At 41.9% G+C, this 20,459-nt stretch carries 12 protein-coding genes; all 12 read right to left on the bottom strand.

Annotated features, from left to right (window positions below; genetic code table 11):
* Positions 1 to 44 precede the first annotated feature (44 nt).
* The gene (locus FBD94_RS01150; RefSeq protein ID WP_136878795.1) at positions 45 to 1,445 is read right to left on the bottom strand and encodes a RagB/SusD family nutrient uptake outer membrane protein; all 1,401 of its coding nucleotides are present in this window, start codon (positions 1,443 to 1,445) and stop codon (positions 45 to 47) included.
* Positions 1,446 to 1,457: 12 nt separating this feature from the next.
* On the bottom strand, positions 1,458 to 5,132 hold the full coding sequence (locus FBD94_RS01145) for a SusC/RagA family TonB-linked outer membrane protein (RefSeq protein WP_136878794.1): 3,675 nt from the start codon (positions 5,130 to 5,132) through the stop codon (positions 1,458 to 1,460).
* A gap of 193 nt (positions 5,133 to 5,325) precedes the next feature.
* The gene (locus FBD94_RS01140; RefSeq protein WP_136878793.1) at positions 5,326 to 6,447 is read right to left on the bottom strand and encodes a FecR family protein; all 1,122 of its coding nucleotides are present in this window, start codon (positions 6,445 to 6,447) and stop codon (positions 5,326 to 5,328) included.
* Between the two features lie 73 nt (positions 6,448 to 6,520).
* Positions 6,521 to 8,773, bottom strand: a complete 2,253-nt coding sequence (locus tag FBD94_RS01135; protein WP_136878792.1) for a Gldg family protein — start codon at positions 8,771 to 8,773, stop codon at positions 6,521 to 6,523.
* A 4-nt stretch (positions 8,774 to 8,777) separates the two neighbouring features.
* Entirely contained in the window at positions 8,778 to 9,713 is a 936-nt protein-coding gene (locus FBD94_RS01130; protein ID WP_136879175.1) for an ABC transporter ATP-binding protein, read from the bottom strand.
* Between the two features lie 71 nt (positions 9,714 to 9,784).
* On the bottom strand, positions 9,785 to 10,366 hold the full coding sequence (locus FBD94_RS01125) for an RNA polymerase sigma factor (RefSeq protein ID WP_136878791.1): 582 nt from the start codon (positions 10,364 to 10,366) through the stop codon (positions 9,785 to 9,787).
* A 138-nt stretch (positions 10,367 to 10,504) separates the two neighbouring features.
* Positions 10,505 to 11,935 carry a collagen binding domain-containing protein gene (locus tag FBD94_RS01120; protein WP_136878790.1) on the bottom strand — a complete coding sequence of 477 codons (1,431 nt, stop codon included), beginning with the start codon at positions 11,933 to 11,935 and terminating at the stop codon, positions 10,505 to 10,507.
* 60 nt (positions 11,936 to 11,995) lie between these two features.
* Positions 11,996 to 13,147, bottom strand: a complete 1,152-nt coding sequence (locus FBD94_RS01115; RefSeq protein ID WP_169472182.1) for a TlpA disulfide reductase family protein — start codon at positions 13,145 to 13,147, stop codon at positions 11,996 to 11,998.
* 28 nt (positions 13,148 to 13,175) lie between these two features.
* Positions 13,176 to 14,597: a RagB/SusD family nutrient uptake outer membrane protein gene (locus FBD94_RS01110; protein WP_136878788.1), complete on the bottom strand. Its 1,422-nt coding sequence runs from the start codon at positions 14,595 to 14,597 to the stop codon at positions 13,176 to 13,178.
* A gap of 14 nt (positions 14,598 to 14,611) precedes the next feature.
* Complete coding sequence (locus FBD94_RS01105) at positions 14,612 to 18,148, bottom strand: SusC/RagA family TonB-linked outer membrane protein (RefSeq protein ID WP_136878787.1); 3,537 nt, start codon at positions 18,146 to 18,148, stop codon at positions 14,612 to 14,614.
* Between the two features lie 171 nt (positions 18,149 to 18,319).
* Positions 18,320 to 19,579 carry a FecR family protein gene (locus FBD94_RS01100; RefSeq protein WP_136878786.1) on the bottom strand — a complete coding sequence of 420 codons (1,260 nt, stop codon included), beginning with the start codon at positions 19,577 to 19,579 and terminating at the stop codon, positions 18,320 to 18,322.
* Between the two features lie 160 nt (positions 19,580 to 19,739).
* Positions 19,740 to 20,345, bottom strand: coding sequence for an RNA polymerase sigma factor (locus FBD94_RS01095; RefSeq protein WP_136878785.1), 606 nt, complete (start codon positions 20,343 to 20,345; stop codon positions 19,740 to 19,742).
* Positions 20,346 to 20,459: the final 114 nt, after the last annotated feature.

Raw genomic sequence — 20,459 nt, 5'->3', positions numbered from 1 at the left:
TAATACAAATTATACAGCGATATCATAATTATGATATCGCTTAACTATCGTTGATTCTGCGGTATCGTTGATTTCATGACCACTTCCTGTGGGATCAGTAAGGTATACCTCAGGTCATTTGCAGGTAGTGTATGTGTCATTCCCTGGACTGTCCTGCTCAGGGTTGTGGCAAACCTGGGCTCCTTGTTTAACCTGCGCAGGTCCGTCCAGCGCTGTCCACGCATTAGCAGTTCTTTGCGTCGTTCAGTCAGAATGATCGACAGTGCATTATCGGCATTAGTGGCCTCCAGGTCTGTAAAAGTACCTTCGGCCCATCTGCTGCGAAGCAATGTATTGAGGTCGCCCATCGCTAAGCCCGTATTTCCTGCCCTTGCATAACATTCTGCCCTGATGAGGTACAGTTCATCCACCGCAAGGCCGTTAAAAAGTTTTGCCGAACCTACAGCGCCCTCATAATTCCCGGTAAACCTATAGGTTCCTGATGGTACAGGGACATCTGTATTTTCCTTAACCAGGATGATCTTCCTGAGGTCGTCAGTGGCATAGGAGGAGATCAGTACCGGATTGATGATGGCCAGGTCCTCATAGCCATAACCTGGCTCCAGTGAGCCGTTTTTACTGTACAAGGTGGAGTGAAAAATGACCTCTTCATTGAACCTTCTGAAAGGTGAAAATGACTCCTTGTCCAGCGTATTGAAATTGATCAGCGTATTCCGCAAAGTCAATGCGGCATTTGCACTGCTTAAAGCATTCGGATAGTCCCTCATTGAGAGGTAAACCCTCGCCAGCATGGCCTGTGCCGCCGCTTTGTTAGGGCGTGAGGCCAGGGAAGAAACCGGATTCATCAAACCTGCGGCTTCAGTCAGGTCCTGAACAATACGGTTATAAGTTTCCTGAACTGTACCTCTGCCCGGGACATCATTAATGTCTGAACTAAGGTCAATAGGGATTCCGGGATCGCTCTGAGCGGTAGCAGCATCATAGGTTTTTGTATATAACTGCGCGAGATTCCAAAATGCATAGGCCCTTAGAAACAAGGCGCTACCTCTTAAATTGTTCAGTACGGCAGGTTGTTCTTTGCCATTTAGTTCCTGTACCGCTTCCAGCACAAGGTTCGCATGATAGATCTTATTGTAAATGTCTACCCATTGCTGTGCGGCGGTTCTGATGGCTCCGGATTGCCAGGTATAAATTGTCCGGTCTTCAATACTGATCTGGTCCGAACCAAACCGGGCATCGTTCATATAGTAATCATCTGCGGAAACTTCTCCATCTATCGGATATCCGGTATTGAACAATTCATAATTGTCCATCAGCAACTGGCAATCGTTCGCTGACTCTATAAACGATTGTGCCCCACTTTTCTTAATGTCTACATATTTTTGACAAGAAGATACCAGGATACCAAGCGCAGAGAGCAAAAATATAAGTCTGTTTATTTTCATGATATTCAACAGTTAAAAGTTAGCAGAAAAACCAAAGCTGTAAGATCTTGGATTGGGATAATCGAATACTTCAGGATCTATGCCCTGATCGTTCGCTTTCCAAATGATCCCAAGATTGTTGACGTTCGCAGAAATCCGGGGATTTTTAATAAACCAGCTTTTCCCTGGCTTAATGGTGTAAGAAAAGTTAAGTTCCTGCAAGCGGATATGGTCTCCTTTAAGCACATTAATCTCCGCATACCTGTAGAAATTATCGCGGTTCTGGTTGCTGGAGGTAAAAATAGCGGAAGGCACATTGGTATGCAGTTCATCACCGGGCTTTTGCCACCTGTCCTGATACTCGATACCCTGAATCAGCGGAATATTGCTGTTTAGCTGGCTATAGTTTACCATTTGCGAAGTAGGTCTCCGGAAGTAATAGCCCAATTTGTACATCAGATTTGCGGAAACCGAAAAGTTCCCATAGCTGAAGGTATTGCGAATGGCTCCATAATATACCGGTACTGCCGAACCGAAGTACTTCACCGAGCTAAGCGGTCCGTTTTGAATGCCCTGGTAAGCTGCATTTCCTTCCGCATTGTCTGCGATGGTCACTATTGCACCGTCAAGATAGCCTCTCGGGTCGCCGGTTTTAGGGTCTAATCCTGCCCATTTGTAACCAAATACGCGCGACAGATCATAGCCTTCATTATAGGACCCACTGCTGTTAGAGACCACGCTTCCCGCAAGACTTGCTGTAGCCGCATAAAGTTTGGTCACCTTCACTTTATTGTAGCTGAATAACACGTTGCTGTTCCATTTGAAAAGTCCGCTTTGCACATTCAGGGAATTCAGGCTCAGGTCTATTCCATAACCCCGCAGATTCCCGGTATTATACGTGATGTTGGTATAGCCGGTACTTGGATCCAGTTCGCCATTGGCCAGCAGGTCAGTTGTCTTTTTGTTATAGTATTGCAAACTTCCCGACAATCTGTTTCCTTTCAATCCAAAATCCAAACCAATGTTCCAGATCCCTGTTTTCTCCGGTCTAAGTTTGCTGTTGGAGATTCCTGTTCCATAACTGGTATAGGCATAAGGCAGGTCATTGTCGCCATTCACATCAGAATAAGTGATCAGTGGGCGGGCCAGTATAGATGGGTTTACGTTTCCGTTATAACCAAATGTAGAGCGGAAAGTCAGCACTGGAAAAAGCTCCGAATGGTAAAAAGGTTCTGCAGCAATGTTCCAGCTTCCACCAATTGAATAGTAAGGCGTTCCTTTTTGGTTGGTCCCCCTGCCAAATTCGCTGGAAAGGTCTTTTCTGACACTCGCTGAAAAAGTATACCTCCTGTTGAAGGTATAAGCAGCATTGGCGTACCAGCTGAAAGTCCGGACCTTGTTATCCAGAAAACCCCTCGACAGGTTTGCGATGTACTCCCCGTTATACCCGCTAAAATCTTCCGCAAAAACAATAGGGATCATTGTTTTGTAATCCAGCTTGTTATCGCTTCTCAGTGTACTTTCATTGTAGCCATAGTAGCCGTCCGTTTTGAGAATGCTGTAGTTTTGCGCCAGATCTATACCGGCAATGGCCGAAATTTCATACTTTTCGTTCCAGCTTTTGTTCAGGTTTAGTTGTCCCCTTAGGGTTTGGTTGTTCGATTTGGTAAGACCAGTCGTGTATTGTCCACCCAGAGGGATCTGACGCACATACGGCGTTACCGGGTTGCCCGTTTTAGGATCTGTGGAAGCCTGTGAAGTGGTAAAATAATTGATCAGGTTTCGCATATAGAATGAATTCTGCCGGTACAGGGAATTGTCCTCATTTCTACCAGTATTGTAGTTATAAGTAGCCTGCAGGGACAATCCATCCAATAGCTGATAGGTACTGCTAAAATTCAGGTTCAGGTTCTGTGATTTTAGTTTATTGTAACCTTCGTTAATGTCTGCCAGGGGTTTATACCTCCAGCTTAAAAACTGACCTCCTGTGTAAGTACTTTCGAAAAGGTCTATGAAACCAGGCCGGTAAGTCTTGGTCAGCTCAAGTGGCTTGCCCTGTTCATCCGCCAAGCGGGAATAAGGGAAAAATGTGCTGTTCGCTACGCCACTGATCCGGTTTTCCTCTGCTTGTTCTTCGTTGTTTTGAACATTGTAACTGATATTGCCCTGAAATTCCAGATTTTTGATCGGCCGGGCTGAGGCACTGTAAGTCAGCACGATCCGGTTCAGTCCCGAATTCCGGGTGTTGTTGATGGACTTGTCGTAGCCGCCTGATATACGGTAATTAAATTTTTCCGAGCCACCATCGACGGCAAGCGCATGACTCTGCGTCATCGCATTGCGCAAAAAGTATTTTGTATAGTCACGTCTGATGTCGTTATTTTTAAGTGCTTCCAGCTGCGCCATTGCTTCCTGCTCCGTACTCAGCCCTTTAAATTTCCAGGCATCCAGGATCTCCGCCACGGGCGAAACCGTTTCCTGTCCGTACAGACTGCTGATGCTGACCGCCGGAAGTGCTTTATTGGCATTGAGGAACTGTAATTTCTGCGCCTCTACAAAATCCCCGATCCGCATCGTTTTATTGTAAAACAGGTCGATCTTTTCCGTGACGTTCAGGTTACTGCTCAGCGACACCCTCAATTTGCTGTTGTATCCTCCTTTTTTTGTCTTGATGACAATCACCCCATTGGCGGCACGGGATCCCCAGATCGAAGCAGCAGCGGCATCTTTAAGGATCGTAACGCTTTCCACATCATTGGGGTTTACCTTGTCGATAGAATATGGGCTGGCAATCCCATCGATCACCACCAATACCTGGCCACTGAAGTTCCCGTTGAGGTCTGCATTTTCATTTTCGTTGAGGGTATTCTTTCCCCTGATGGTGAGGTTTACCAAGGGTGAGCGTTGTGCATTGGGATTACTGGAATTTATGGGTCTGAGGTCATTTCTGAAATCCATAGACGTCGTGATTCCCTCCAGTCTGCGGATCAGGTTTGGATCGGTACTGTGTTGTAACTGAACTTTACTGATCGACTCAAATGAGCCTGTTGCACGTTCCCTGGGTAAATCCTGGTAACCTGTTGACACAATACGAACTTCCTGAATCTGGTTGAGCTGAGGATCCATTTTCACATTGATCCTCGTTTTTCCGGCAATTGCAATCGTGTCTGTCCGATAACCTACATAGGATATGATCAGCCTTCCCTGGGGATCGACATCTTTCAGAAAGAACCTGCCTTCCACATCCGTGCTTGTTGCTTTTTTGGTACCCTCTACCCGCACGATGGCCCCAAGCATGGGGTACCCCGCTTCGTTGTGTACCTGCCCGCTCAGGTCGATTGCCCGCAGGTATTCACTAATTTTGTCCATCAGCGATTGCTTCCTTGCACTGACCACCACGGTTTTTTCATCCACCGTATAGGTAAGTGGCTGATCGCGAAAGATCAGGTCCAGAACCTCTTTAAGTTCCATGTTATTCACCTTAATGTCAATTGGCTTTGTACTGGCCAGCAGCGCATCGGTATACAGGAAATTATATTGGCTTTGCCTGCGAATCTCTTTAAAAAGGGATTTCAGGTTGGCCTTCTTTTCAGACAATGTGATCTTCTGGGCAAAGCCGGCAGCACTGACTTGCATTATGGTTGCTATTAAAATGACGGTGGTGAGTCGCATCATGAACAATAGTTTATAAGTATAGGTTTTATACATTTCATCTGGTTTGTGACAAAAAACTTAGTAGCTGATGAAGGGCCATCCATATTGCTTTATCGGGCAATAATGGCTAAGTTTGTTTGTCTGGTTTATGGAATAGAATCGCAAATTGTATGTAAATGATCCAGTCATTTGGCCAGTTGTGTTACAAGCACTTCTGGCCTTTTTTTATGGATCATCGTGAGATTTGTTATTTCGTAACGATAATCCTCCTTCCTTCTATTTTGAAATGAACCTTATCGGTCAGCTCTAATTTTTTAAGGACCTGAGATACTTTGGCAAAGCGGTCAATTGTACCGCCGAAGGTATCCTGAGGAACTTCTCCTTCATAAACGACCTCGACGTTATACCATCTGGATATCTTTCTCATGACCGCATGAATGTCCTCGCTTTCAAACATGAAATAACCATTCTTCCAGGCGATAACTTCATCCGTAGAAACTTTTGCAACCGCGATCTTTCCGGCGGTCAGACTGGCCTGTTCTCCTGGTTTCAGCACACTGGAACCGCTGGCTTCAGCACTAATCCTGACCGCACCTTCCAGTAAGGTTGTTTTAGCGGAGGGTTCATCCGGATAAACGTTGAGGTTAAAATGCGTACCCAATACCTCGACCCGCTGCCCTTTACTTTTTACAATAAATGGCCGGGTTCGGTCATGGACAACTTCAAAATACACTTCACCGCTGACCGAAACTTCACGCCTGGCTGAAAATGCATCAGGAAAGGTAATCGAGGAAGCTGCATTCAGCCATACATGAGAACCATCCGGAAGAATCAGCTGATGTTGTTCCCCTTTAAAGGTTTCGAGTGTATTCCATGCTGCGCTGGCTACCTTTTTCCCTGTTGGCTTTGCAGTATAGATCAGTTCTCCCGATTTGGTATGACTGATGCTGAGCCCCGGTTCCCTGAGAATCTCACCTGCTGCAGTCTCCGCCAAAATGATTTTCCTGCCGGAAGCGAGCGTAAGTGTCGCCCTGTTCTGTCCCGGTTCAATATCATTAGCAGCACTCAGCTCAAATGCTGTCGGTTCCTGGTTGTGCATGATAAACCAGGTACCAAAAGACAAAATTAAAAGAACCGCAGCAGCGATGCTCAGTTTTGCAAATAGGGAAAGTTGTTTCGCCACTACCGGCACCGGATTTACGCTTGCCCATACCCTATCCACCGCCTCCAACAGCTCTGGCATTTGAGCCTGTTCCGAATGGTCGCCATTGTAATTCAGGTACCAGCTTTCGAGCAATGCTTTTTCCTGTTCGGTTGCCTTGCCCTCACTGTACCTTTTTAGTATTTGCTGTAATTCTTCCGCTGTCATGTTGGTGGTTGGAAAAGCTTGTTAAATAGTTAGACAATATAGTGGCTATCAAAGTGGTACATGGGAATGAAATTTATTTTCTTTTCCTGCTGATGATGATGTAGGCCCCCAGAAGCCCGATTAATAAAGGAATTAAACCAGTAAACACCAATTTTAAAGTTGAAATCTGTCTTTTTTTAAGCAGAATTTCATTGTCTTTAGGTTCGGGCCGCCGCGTATCTATCGGAAACTCCCCATTGGCGAACCATTTGAACAGCTTAGTGCTAAACCTTTGATTCATTCCTTTTGGCTGGCTCAGCTCTTTATTAGAGATAAAGTCGGCATCTCCTGACACGAAGATCTTTTGCACTTTACCTTTGACCCTCCGGTGGAGCGCTATAGCTGTAGGATAGCTTCCTTTGACATCGCCCAGATCCGGATGGTAGGAAATATCAGTCGAGCCCTTGGCCAACTCCCCTTGTTTGTTCCAGCCATTGGCAGCACTCATCAGTAAGGTATCGGCAATGAAAACTCCACTGTTGTCATATTGCAACGCGGATACGCCCGGCATCGCCACCGGCATTCCTTCCTTAAAGGTTGTTGTGATCACCTGATCCGGCAGATTGTCGTTACTCGGCATCACCAATGCGCCTTCCTTTAACTGGATATCAACGCATTTTAATATCGGGTTGATCAGTTGTTGCTGTCCGGGTTCTGTAGTGATCATCAGGTTGCCTCCATTGTCAATATACGATTTTAATCCGGCGAGTTCAGCAGGCTTTAGTGCCGTAGCAGGGTCTGCCAGGATCAGCAGGCTCAGGCGATCTGGTACCGGGTTTGAATCCAGGGTTATCGTAGAAACATCAAACCCCTGATTGATCAGCGAGCGCCTTACTTTTTTTGCGTTGAGGAAGGATTCGTAATTGCGTTCTCCGGTTTTCAAAATACTACGTTCATTGTGCCCTGTTATGACTGCAATCTGCGCTGCCGGGACAATCAGGCGTTTTATCGCTGCAGTGATCTCTGTTTCTGAAGGAAATGCATCCATTTCGTCGTACAGCCTCAACTTGCTCGTCCTTCCTTTGTATTCCAGAACGCGAATAAAATTATTGTCCTCACTGCTCAGGTCGATGCGCTTACGGATGTCGGCAGGAGACATGAAGTCATTGACATCCAGTCCCATATTATCGGCCACTTTTTCCGCCACCTGTTTTACGGTAAAACCCGTCAGATCCCCCTGATAGACCATATTTCTATTGTTTTTAAGATCCGTGATGTCGTAATAATACACGTACTTCATCTTCAGGCCGGGAATATACCTGCGGAAAGCATCGAACCTGGACATATCCAGATTTCTGGAGACCGGCAGGCCGGCATAAACGTTTTGATCCAGGAGATTCACATAAGTGGTGATGACCAGATCACCTTTAATCTGCTTTGCAACTGCCTGACTATTGGGCGTCAGTGTGCGGGCTTTATTTGCGGTCAGGTCTTTGTACCAAATGAACTGTGGCCTCGAGCTGAGATAAATCATCAAAAGTACCGCAACGATAATGCCCGTATATTTCATTAACAACATCCCGGCAGACTGAGGGGATCTGGCCGCCTTCAGACGCAGGATAGATAAGGAAATAAATAAACCAATGATCAGGAGAAAATAGATGACATCCCTGCTGCTGATCAGTCCTTTCAAGAGGTCGTCGGTTCTGCCCGAAATGGAAAGAAAATAAGTGAAATCCCTTACAAAATCAATCCCCTGACCAACACTTCCTACATATTGTAATGCTGCAAATACAGCCAGCGTACTGATCGCTGCAACCACCTGGTAACCGGTAAGACTGGACATAAAAAGTCCGATTGCCGCATAGGTACAGATGAGGAGGAACAAAGCCAGAAGGCCCGATGCGATCAATCCATAATCTGCATTTCGGATCAAGACCGCACCTGTGACCGCATATACCACCAATATCATGACCAATAAGAAACCATATAGGGTTATGGCAAGGTATTTTCCAAAAATGATCTCTTTAACGGTAACGGGTGAAGAAAGCAATAATTTAATGGAACCGCTGCTTATTTCCCGGCTCATCAGCCCCATGCTGAGTAAAGGGATGTAAAAGTAGATGTTCTGCAAGGTTTGTTCGAAAAGGCCGCCTGTACCCGGGAACATAGCGAAAGTCAGGTCGCTAACCTGATTGCCCATGGCTATGGCCTCCTGGTAACTGCCAAACAGGCCGAGAAAGCGGTTGCCACTCTGCAGGAAAAAGATGACCAGCACCAGCCAGGCTACAGGTGCAAAGAATAAGACGCTGAGTTCTAGTTTTGCGATTTTTAATATTTTCTTCATGCGCTTATGCTGGCTTTTTATGGTTGGAAAGTTGGGCGAATATCTCGTCAAGGGAGCTTTTCTCGAGCATGATCTCGCTGAGCTGCCAGCCGTTGCTGATACTGGCTTCAATGATCTTTCCCGAAATGTTCTTTTGTGAGCCCTTAAAATGGAGTCTTAGCCCCCCGTCGCTCAGCGGCTCGGCACTGGTAATGTCCGGAAGGCGACTGAGGGTCTCAATGGATGGAGGATTGTTCAGGTAGATCAGCACAGAATTTGGCATGATGTAGTTGTTAAAGGCTTCCATGGTATCTGCAAAGACCATTCGTCCTCCTTCTATCATTCTGATTTCTTTACAGGTGGCCTGCACTTCGGAAAGAATATGCGTGGAAAATAGCACGGAGCGTTCTTCAGAGATTTCTTTGATCAGTTTCCTCACTTCCAGAATCTGATTGGGGTCGAGCCCATTGGTAGGTTCATCCAGTACCACCAGGAGCGGGTGATGAATGATCGCCTGCGCGATACCGACGCGTTGCTTGTACCCTCCGGAAAGGTTACTGAGCAGGCGTTTACTGAAATGGCTGATGCCGCATTTGTTTTTTACTTCCGCTACTGCCATTCGCACCTTTTTTGCCGGAACGTCCCGGATATGGGCACAGTAAGTCAGGTATTCGTCGACATTCAGGTCGAGGTGTAAGGGAGCATGCTGAGGCAGAAATCCAAGTTTCCGTTTCGCCTGTTCGGGATGGAGTCTGGTATCGATTCCGTCAATGAACACGTTTCCTTCAGTTTGGTTGAGTACCCCGCAAAGAATATTCATCGTAGTCGATTTTCCTGCTCCATTAGAGCCCAGCAGTCCGAGGACTCCTCTGGGACTGATTTCAAAGTTAATATCCCGTATGGCCCAGTCAAGACTGTAACGGTGGGAAAGGTTTTCGATTTTTACAATACTGGTTGTCATCATTTAGTTTAGTCTAGCAGTTAGACAAACTAAGGACGGCCGAGGTGGTACAAGGAAAAAAAATAAATGTGTTATCGGTAAAACAACAGCATGAGGAGAAAAACGGGAAGGCCTAACTTTAGGCGTAGTGATTTTAAAGCTCTTGACATTTGCTTTTTGACAGTTTCTTCACTCGTACCCATGATTTCAGCGATCTGTTTATGACTCAGGTGTTGTTTCCTGCTCAATTCAAATACCTGACGCATGCGTGGGGACAGTGCAGCAATCTCTCTTTCGATCAAAGCTTTCAATTGATTTTCCCGTACCAGGTGATCGGTAAGCACCGGCCCTGTTTCCGCAAATTCCAATATGGAAGAGGTGTATTTATTGTGAGTGTTCTTACGGACAATGACGTTAAGGATGTGATTTCGAACACAGGTATAGAGGTAACCAGAAAGATTATTGCCAATAGTAATCGTGGCTCTTTTAGACCAGATCATCGCAAAAACCTCCTGTAAAGTATCCTGTGCCTCCTGTTTATCCCGGGTTTTATTCCAGGCATGGTTGTAAAGGATAAATTTGTAGCGACTATAGATTTCCGCAAAGGCAGTCTGATCCCCTAATGCAAGCATTTTGGCCAGCTCCTGGTCAGTTATTACGCTATAATCTATCATGTTCCCCAACTTTACCCAAAATTATTAAAAAATGCTTGAATTAACAATCCTGGCAGTATGGGAAGGCTATTAATGAATCAGGTTCATAAAAATATATTAGTTCTTTTTACCTTTTCCTTTAGATGGGGCCGCTACGCCCTACTCACTGATGCTTTTTCCAGGGGCCTCAGGAGTAGTTATCTGTAATTTATATTCACCCGCTTCCTGCACGGCAAAGGTAAATTCACCATTTTCATTTGTGATCAAATTTATTGAATTTCCCCCAGGATTTTTTCCGCCTTTTACGATTACACCTTTAATCGGCTGACCAGGACGGGCCATCATATTTTCGTCTGAAACTTCATTTTTACGTCCTCCAGAATATGTTCTGACCTCTCTTTTATTGTTTTCGGATGGGATTCTTTTTACCCCTTTACTACTGATACTTTTTCCAGAAGCCTCGGGTATCGTTAATTGCAATGTATATTCACCGGTTTCGGTCACCGAAAATACGATTTCACCATTTTCATTGGTAACTGCAATCATATCCCGCGGACCAGGATTTTTACCACCCTTTACGATTATACCACCAATAGGATTACCCGGTTTTGCCAAAGCGGATGGATTTTGCATTGGATTTTCTGAAGCATTACCATCCTGCTGGAATAAAGGATTCACCAGATTGACACCATTGCCCCCCGGCTTTGTTACTTTCCCTTTTAAACGTCTGCGGCTGATCGCATTACCCAGTGGGATACTGAGACCAAAATTTACCCCAAAACTATTGTACTTCGCATTTTGATCTTTCGGCTTGCTACTCCCCATGCTCATCTGATCCTGGCTATAGAACCCAGCATCGTTAACTTTGCCCTGAGGCTTAAATAACTCAGCCTGAGTTTTAACATCCGGACCACTGGTATAAGCGCCTTCCAGGTAAAAGCCCAGCTTTCCAGGAAAGAAAGCGATACGCAGTTTAGGAATAAAGGCGATCCCTGTAGTTTTAGCAGCTTGTTGCGCATAGATTTCTTTACTATAGCTTACGCCGTTCACCGTACCATCTTGCACCACACTAATCGCATTTTGCTTTAAACTCATATAAGCTGCGTTTAAAACAGGTGACAGCGTAACCTTCCCAAACGAAAAATTAGCCTGTACACCTGCCTCAGCTTTAAAGCCATTTTGTTTATTTCCATCATTGTTTCCCCTTATATTAGGTCCAGCAGACTGTCCCGAAATATTGTAAGACGGAAGCTCAGCTAAGTTATAATCTCCGATACCGGCAAAATACTCGCCCCCTGCATTAAGACCAATAGTAAAGAAGTGTGCGGTATGGCCAGCCAAATTTCCATTTCCTTCTTTGGCAAACAAGGGTACATATACATTTGCACCTAAAGCATAGCCATTAACAAGATTTGTTTTAGTTTTGATTGAACTGCCCGGGTTATTTATTCCTCCACTTACAGACAATTGTGTATTCCCGCCTGGATTTTTACCGCCTTTTACTATTATACCTTTAATCGGCTGACCAGGTGTTTGTGCGGTAGCGCAAAAACAGATAGTGGAAAAGAAGAGTGCGAATAACTTTTTCATCTTGAATGTTGTTTAGTTTAATAGTATATCAACATTCCAATAAAAATGTTACCCCAACGATCACCTTTTATCCAGTATCGCCTCAAGCGCCTTCACACTTAAATCTCTTCCAATAATTTTTCCATTAGGATCAACCAAAACAGTGGTCGGATATTTTGCAACAGCAAACTGATTAAGAGATACACTTTTATTACCCTGCATATCAATTACCTGTAACCAAGGTAACTTTTCTTTTTCAAGATCCTTAATCCAAGCTTCCTTACTATTTTCTGTAGCAATACCTAAAATTTCAAACTCCTTATCGCGATACTTGGCATACAACAATCTCAAATCCTTAAACGCAATGTGACAAGGACCACACCAACTACCCCAGAAATCAATCAGTACATATTTTTTCCTTAATGAAGAAAATTTCAGCGGTTGATCTTTGGGATCATTTAAAGTAAAATCTTCCACAAAATTACCAACTGCAGATTGCTTACGTCCATTTAACTGGCTCAGTAAATTACGACCAAAAAAATTATCCATTGCCGCTGGAGAAACCTTCTTACACAATCTTTCCAATACTTCCAGATCCAGATTATCCGCATAATTCTGAAGGATCAATGCGGACGCAAAAGAGTTCGGATGCTCATTTACGGTCTTAATGGCTTGTTCTTTCAATAACAAATTATAAGCAGCTTTTCCCTTATTGTATTCAGAGATCATATCTTTAAACTTTTGCTGCGTAGTATCGCGCTTCATGTCATACAGATAAGCTTTTCCGTATTTAGCAGACAGGTCATTTATCAACTTTTCGTAAACTGGGTCAGTAGCCTTTACAACAGCATCAAAAATAAAAAAGTCTTTACTCCCTTTAACGGCTGAATTGTCGAAACGCTCTATATTGCCCTTGATCTCCATCTTCGAAGGACGATCAAAAGGAACCGTTAGCACGGAATAGTCTCCCTTTGCCTTTTTTTCATATCCACTGTAAAAACTATAAATACCGGGTTCCTTAAAAATACGTGAAAAAGTAAAAGTTCCATTCACAATTTTGGCACTGTCCCGAACTGTCGTTGGCGCATTGGAAAATAGATAAACATATTGACCATTGTATTTGGTTGCAGCTGTTCCTTTAAAAACAACCTTTTTTTCTAGCGCAGTATTTTGTGCAACAGCGCCTAAAGCTGTTGCCAAAACAAAAAGTAACATATAAAGTGATTTACTCATAATATTCAAATTGATCATAAAAAATAAATTAGTCCACAGGATTTGGTTCAATTAAACCGTTCGCATTAATTTCAACTATAGGAATAGGAAGCGTTAGCGAATAAACAGACTTGACACTAGGTCTTAATGTTTTTAAGGTAGCAAGAGGAAGTCTACGCAAGGCAAACCAATCCAAGCCACTTTCTTGCAAGAAATTTTTGCACACTTCCTGCACTACTAATAATTGCATAGCCTCTGGGGTAGATGCCTCATCCACAACAGTAAAATCAGTGATTCCTGCACACAATAACACTTTCTTTAAACGCGACTTAGCTAAGCTAAGGTCAGCACCTAATAAAGCAATAGCCTCGGCCTGTGTTAAGTAAGCTTCAGTTAACCGGAAAGCATAACTGTTACATACTAAGGGCGTTTTTACGGGCTTAATTGCCGGTCCAGAATAATACTTAGTTACAGAAGGTAATATCCCATTTATGTTTGCAGCGTCTTTATACATCCAGGCCTTTCTTGGGTCATTAGCCAACAAATCTTTTAAAGCTGGAGTAACATAATAATCTACACTTGTATTATTCAGGTAAAATTTCCAACTGTCATTGGGGAAAGGCTGTACTGACAACATAACTTCTGCACTTGCAAAACCTTTTACTTGAAATAAGTCTTTTAAATTCGCTTCAAGCTTAAAAGAACTATTATTAATGATGTCTTCAGTTAAATTAATGACCTGATTGTAATCCCCTGGCGCCCCTCTGTTAATCAGTACCCTGGCCTTAAGCATTTTTGCTACCCAAACATTAGCATAATGGATTTGAGTATTTAAAGGTGGCAAAGCAGCAATAGCCTCGTCCAAATCTTTAAGTATTGAATTATATGTAGCCGCAACGGTACTTCTAGGTAACTTTACATTATCGGCAGAAACAAACTCATCTCTCAATATAATTCCATACTTGCTATTTACATCATAATAATGGCCAAAATAAAGGAGCAGATCAGCATTGGCAAAAGCACGCAAAAACTTAGCTTCAGCAATCATTTGTTCTTTCCGCTCTGAAGGGATATTGCTTACTGGTCCTACATTCTTTAGAAAACCATTGGCCGCATTCACTATATTGTAACCATACTTCCATTTACTTACAAGTATCGGACTGGAATTACGATAAGCCATATTCATGAATCCATCCTGACCATAGGAATAGGCCAAAGTACCGGAAAGTTCTGAAGGCAAAATTTCATTTACTGAAATCCATTTAACAGACTCTAAGCTAGCGTAATCCAAGCCTACATTTGCAAAAGTGTAATACACGCCATTTAATACCGTCTCAGCACTTTTAAGGTCAATGATTACATTGCCATCTACTAACTTATTTGTAGGAAAAACATTCAATTGTTTTTCACATGAAAAAAATGTACATGTTAACAATAACAGTAGTAATAATTTGAATTGTATATATTTCATCTCAATATCTTATGTTAAAAACCAAGTTTAAATCCTAGTGAAAATGTGCGTACCACCGGATAATTGCTTACATCAAAATATCCCCCGCCTACACTAAATGTGTCATTAGTTGTCTCCGGGTCATTTCCAGGATATTTAGTGATGGTAAACAGGTTAGTTGCAGAAAGAAAAACTGAAGTATGCTGCAATCCTGCACGTTGCATCCACTTCGTCTGGTTAAGCCTATAATTCATATTTAAAGTCCTTAATTTTATATAAGAAGAACTGAAAACATCAATAGATGATGGCATGGGCATGTTACCATCCAACACCAATCGTTCACGGTTAGTCTCCGTATTTCCTGGATGGTATCGGTCTAACATCAGCGCATGCGAATTTGAAGTTCCATTAAACTGTCTGCTACTGATATGATCACCCCATAACAATTTGCCCCCTTGAGAAAATGTGAAGAACAATTGAAGATCCAGATTTTTGTAACTAAAACCTTGCGTAAAGCCACCATAATATTTAGGTGCAGCATTTGCAATAACAGTTTTTGCATCGGCAATTGCAGATTTACTTGATTTGAAGTATTCATAGTCCAACTTGTACATTGGATCACCAATACCTAAAAATGGATAAAATACTGTATTACCCGGACCTAGTTCTTTTTTATAAGCATCCAGTTGTTCCTGAGTTTTAATGATCCCGGTGTAGGTATAGCCAAGAATCATCCCTAAAGGCATTCCTTTTGCAATCCGGGTATTCTGCCATTCCAGGCCAGTCATACTTCCCGACGGTCCCAAATTAGCTTTTGGATCCAGCCTGGTAACTATGGTCTTGTTCCAGGTTACGTTAAATGAAGCATTCCACTTAAAATCTTTACTTCTTATAATGTCACCCTGCAAAGAAAACTCAAAACCCTGGTTTTTAAGATCTGCAGCATTGCTGAGTAAGAAAGCGTAAGAACTACTTGATGGAACTGGTAAATAGAGCAAGGCACCATTGGTTCTCTTATCGTAATAATCAGCGGTAAGTTGTAGCCTATTGCTAAACAATGAAACATCTAGTCCCAGATCTATAGACTTTGTACTTTCCCACTTAATATTTTCATTACCAAGCTGAGTTGGGATTAAAGCATTTGCCCCAGCATATGCCTTAGGGCTATACAAAGTACGGTACATCTGGTCGCCAATATTCTGGCTTCCTGTAAGTCCATAACTCCCCCTTATTTTAAGGTCATCTATCCATTTTACCTCTTTCAGGAAATTCTCTTTGGATATTCTCCATCCCAAAGCTGCCGAAGGGAAGTATCCAAATTTATTGTTAGGGCCAAACTTTGAAGAACCATCTGTCCTACCTGTGAAAGTAAACAGATATTTATCCATTAGGGTATAATTTGCGCGCAAATAAAATGACAATAAATAACTCTGTGGCCCGGTAGGCTCATCGCCACGAATAAACAAAGGTGTTATAGCAGAAGAAAGGTTGTTTAGCGAATGATCATTAGGATATCCTGAAGCTGTAGCACTGAAGAAGCTATTTTTTCTGGTTTCGTAAGATGTACCTGCCAAAATATTGATATCGTGAATGTCTGCTATACTTTTAGTATAGGTAAGTGTATTTTCCAAAAACCAATTGGTCATTCTGCTATTTGAGTTGCTCCCAATCCCTGACATTTCTGTAGGTGTACCAAAATAGCTACCTGTCTGGATAAAACTAGGCATATAAATACGCTGGTTATAAGTCTGCATATTCATGGAGACCGTACTTTTAAACTGTAAGTCTTTTGTAATATCGTATAGTGCTGATAGTGACCCCAACATACTAAAAGTCTTGGCATTGTTCGTTGCCTGTAACAATCCTACAGGGTTTTGAAAACCCTGGTAGTCCTCACCACCCCGCCCAACAAAACTGGTAGGCATACCATTTTCGTCATAGGGTGCCAAATCCGGACGTGCCCTTAACGCTTGTCCATAAGCACCATCGCCAATATTCTGGTCGGTATAGCCTAAATTCAAATTGGTGATAAATCGGAACCTACTACCGATCTCATTCTCTAAATTCAACTTACCAGCAATACGTTGATAGTTTGTTGATTTTACGACACCAGGTGTTTGATTATACGAAATAGAACTGAAATACTTGGAAGCTGCACCACCACCCTGTACAGAAAGGTCGGCATTATGAGAAACCGTATTGCGTGTAACCTCCTTCAACCAGTCTGTATTCGCTTTACCAAAGAAGGTATTTGAATGATTTAAAATAGCGTCAATATTTTCCGGGATATAGTCTTCATCCGGATCTGCTTCCATCATTAAATTTTGCGCAGATTCTGTAAGCAGCATTTTGTATTGATCAGCATTTAATAATTTAGGTAATTTGGGTGTAGTAACAGTAGAATAATAATTTGCCGTAATTTGAGGTTTCATATCTTTTTTCCCTCTTTTTGTGGTAATCATAACCACACCATTAGCAGCTTTTGAACCATAGATTGCAGTAGAAGAGGCATCCTTAAGGATACTGATCGATTCGATGTCTTCGACATTTAATCCGCCCAAACTATTTAGTCCATTAGTAAATGCAGTTGATAAACCTGCATTCATACTTCCCATCCCATTGATCTCATTACCAATAGGACTGCCAACATCAAATCCGGGATTGATAAAGCTATTCGATACCTGAACCGGTACGCCATCAATAATGTATAGAGGGTCATTTCCACCAAGCAAAGAACTGGAACCTCGTATCCTGATGCGCACAGCCCCACCTGGCGAACCATCAGCTTTAGTTACCTGAACCCCAGTGGCTTTTCCAGCCAGCGCATTATCAATAGTTGCAAAAGGAGCATTTTTTAAATCGGCAGCATTAACAATAGATACAGATCCTGTTAAATCCTTTTTCTTAGTGCTACCATAACCCACAACTACCACCTGATCCAAGCTTGAGGTTTCAGGTTCCAGAGAAACATTTACCGTTGTTTGCTCTGCAACATAGATTTTTTTCTGTTGGTATCCGATATAACTAAATACCAGTAGATCGCCTTTATCAGCGTCTATACTGTAAGCCCCAGAACCCTCAGAAATTGTCCCCTTGCCTGTTGTTTTATTTAAAATAGTAGCCCCAGGAACAGCCCGACCTGTTTCATCAGTAACCTTGCCTTTAACAGGATTTTTCTGATTAAACAGTTGCAAAACCTTATCAGTTAGCGACTCTGACTTCTTTTTTACAACAATATTGTTGCCGTTGACAATATTGAATGTTAATGGTAGTGCTTTAAAATGACTGCTCAGTACCTCTTCAATATTCACATTTTTCACATTGATACTCATCCGCTGCTTATAAATCCCATTTTCATAAAGGAATACGTAACCAGTTTGCTTTTCAATTTCCTTAAAGACATTTTCGATAGGCACATTCCGTTCCGATAAGGAAACCTTCTGACTATACCCTGCAGCACTCGCCTGCATCAATGCTATAACTAACATCAAGGTGGTAAGTTTCATAACTCTTAATAGTTTTTCCGGGAACCATGCATCAGGCATAGCTCCGCTTATAAAGTTTAATTTCATTACTTTTGTAATGTTTGGGTGAATAAAGAAATGGTTTAGTTGAATTGTTTTTATACCCTTTAATTGGGCGGCCCAGATTTTATGCGGAGGTGCTAGTAACACCTCCGTAATTTTTCCGTTTCCCTTCGATAAAATTTCAGGTTAATTTTTAATCATATTTCGTTGGTTTGTTTAAGGTTTAATAATGATCTTTTGTGGTATTTGTTGATTCTTTTTTTCCAAAACGAACTCCAATCCTAATAACTTTAGGACTTCCAATGCTTGATAAGCATTCACATTTCTATACAGCTTTCCTGAAAATCTCTGGTTACTAAGCGAGCCAGTATCCACTATATCAATGTCATACCAACGCGAAAATGTGCGTAAAATAGTCTTTAAATCAGCATCTTTAAAATAAAAAAGGCCATTTTTCCATGCAGTAGCTTGTTCTACGTCAGCTGCTGTTATCTTTAATTCAGAATTCTTGTTTAAGACAGCCTCCTGTCCCGGACGTAGGATAACGCTGCCTATTTCTCTAGCTTTCCCGGAAGATGAAAGTAAAGATACTTTCACACTACCCTCAAGCAAGGTAGTCTTCACAACACCCTCATCTTTATAGCTATTAAGATTAAAATGAGTACCTAAAACAGAAATTTCCTGTTGATCAGTAACAACTACAAATGGCATTCTGCTATCTTTAATCATTACTTTAGCTACTTCAAAATAAGCTTCTCCTATTAACTGAACTTTTCGTTGTGAAGTACTAAACTTAGAGGGAAAGATCAACTTACTATTTGCATTTAACCATACACGAGTACCATCTGATAAAGTAATTTGGTAAGTACCTCCACGCGGTGTTGAAGCCGTTAACAATTGGTTTTCCTGTTTAACATCTATATAGCTACCATCATTATAGGTTAAATCTGTCAATCCAACTACAAGTCCTGTTTTAGTATCACTAAGCGCAATTGCCTTGCCATTAGCAAGGGTTAATGTTGCTTTATTACGTCCAGGAGCATTGTCATTAATAGTCAATACAATCTGCTGATCTGAACCAAAATAATTTAGGCCATTAATGAAAAAATATCCTCCTACACTCAATGCAATTATAATGGAGACTGCTATACTTATCCTCTTCCAAAGTTTGACTGTCTGATTTTTTGCGGTAAAAATATTCCGATGATCCCGATGATCCTCTTGAATATTTAAAGTTACAAGGCCTTGCAATGTTTTGCCCCATATTATTTCTGAATTGCCTTCATTAAAACTGATCAGTTTCTTTTTCAATTCTTCTCTATGCATTAGACTATCAAACAGTTCTCTGTTACCTTGGCTTGCATTAAGCCAGGCATTGAGCTGTTTCTGTCCTTGAGCATCCAGTTCCCCTTTAACATGAGCGGAGAAAAGTATGGCCATATCAAATTCATGTTCAAACATTCCAGTATGTTTCATAATTATCGCTACTGATTCGAACTTAAATACTAATCATTTAAGCGCTTACAAAACATAAAAACGACATTTCTTCCAAACGCCTAGTCGAAAATCATTTTTTTGGTAAATAAAAAAACAGAATATAAATAAACAGCTGATTTTCAGAAAAATAAAATCCAATTTATTTACTATTAAGGAATAAGATAACGGCAAACATCATAGCATCAGATAATCCTTTCTCAACAAATGCATACCGCAACTGCTTTACTGCTCTAGCTTTATGATTGCGAACCGTTTTAACAGAAATATTTAACTGATTGGCAATTTCATCTGTTGTTTTATGCTCAAAATAAAGCAATTTAAATACCTCAGCACATTTTTCGGGTAGTTCTTCTATTTCCCTATTAATGATATCCAGGTAAGCAGATTCTGCCGCTCTTTGAAGTATCCTTTCATCATCACCTTCAAGCTGCCTTAAATACTCATCCTGCCAGCCCTTACGTCTCTTATTTTTCTTTAGGTAATCCAAACAAGCATTTCGGCAACTGATATAAAGAAAGGCTTTAATTTTAGTTGGATCTGAGTATTGTTCCCTAAATTGCCATAATTTCACAAAGCAGGAAGCTACAATATCTTCTGCTTCAGCCTCATTACTTACCAATCCTTTAGCAAAATAACGTAAAGATTTATGGTGTAAATCAAAAAAATACCGCAAAAGGTTTTCATCGTCTTTGTGAAAAGCCTCCTTTCTCCCATGCTCTATTTCGGTATTGATTTTACTACTCATATATCACATGTTACTATAGCTCATGCAGGACAAATATAATAACAATCTACGGCTCCTACTTCAATAATATGGGTAGAGAACAGCGAGTCAACCAATCAAAAAAGTTAACATTTG

The organism is Pedobacter hiemivivus (assembly GCF_005144565.1).
In the GTDB taxonomy this organism is placed as follows: domain Bacteria; phylum Bacteroidota; class Bacteroidia; order Sphingobacteriales; family Sphingobacteriaceae; genus Pedobacter; species Pedobacter hiemivivus.
Note: the sequence above shows the minus strand (reverse complement) of the source record. Positions and strands in the feature narration are given on the sequence as shown.

What these genes read in the sequence shown, in the direction of transcription:
- FBD94_RS01100 (WP_136878786.1), bottom strand. Translation starts at nt 19,579, where the DNA reads ATGAAACATACTGGAATGTTTGAACATGAATTTGATATGGCCATACTT.
- FBD94_RS01145 (WP_136878794.1), bottom strand. Translation starts at nt 5,132, where the DNA reads ATGTATAAAACCTATACTTATAAACTATTGTTCATGATGCGACTCACC.
- FBD94_RS01125 (WP_136878791.1), bottom strand. Translation starts at nt 10,366, where the DNA reads ATGATAGATTATAGCGTAATAACTGACCAGGAGCTGGCCAAAATGCTT.
- FBD94_RS01120 (WP_136878790.1), bottom strand. Translation starts at nt 11,935, where the DNA reads ATGAAAAAGTTATTCGCACTCTTCTTTTCCACTATCTGTTTTTGCGCT.
- FBD94_RS01150 (WP_136878795.1), bottom strand. Translation starts at nt 1,445, where the DNA reads ATGAAAATAAACAGACTTATATTTTTGCTCTCTGCGCTTGGTATCCTG.
- FBD94_RS01135 (WP_136878792.1), bottom strand. Translation starts at nt 8,773, where the DNA reads ATGAAGAAAATATTAAAAATCGCAAAACTAGAACTCAGCGTCTTATTC.
- FBD94_RS01130 (WP_136879175.1), bottom strand. Translation starts at nt 9,713, where the DNA reads ATGACAACCAGTATTGTAAAAATCGAAAACCTTTCCCACCGTTACAGT.
- FBD94_RS01115 (WP_169472182.1), bottom strand. Translation starts at nt 13,147, where the DNA reads ATGAGTAAATCACTTTATATGTTACTTTTTGTTTTGGCAACAGCTTTA.
- FBD94_RS01105 (WP_136878787.1), bottom strand. Translation starts at nt 18,148, where the DNA reads ATGAAATTAAACTTTATAAGCGGAGCTATGCCTGATGCATGGTTCCCG.
- FBD94_RS01140 (WP_136878793.1), bottom strand. Translation starts at nt 6,447, where the DNA reads ATGACAGCGGAAGAATTACAGCAAATACTAAAAAGGTACAGTGAGGGC.
- FBD94_RS01095 (WP_136878785.1), bottom strand. Translation starts at nt 20,345, where the DNA reads ATGAGTAGTAAAATCAATACCGAAATAGAGCATGGGAGAAAGGAGGCT.
- FBD94_RS01110 (WP_136878788.1), bottom strand. Translation starts at nt 14,597, where the DNA reads ATGAAATATATACAATTCAAATTATTACTACTGTTATTGTTAACATGT.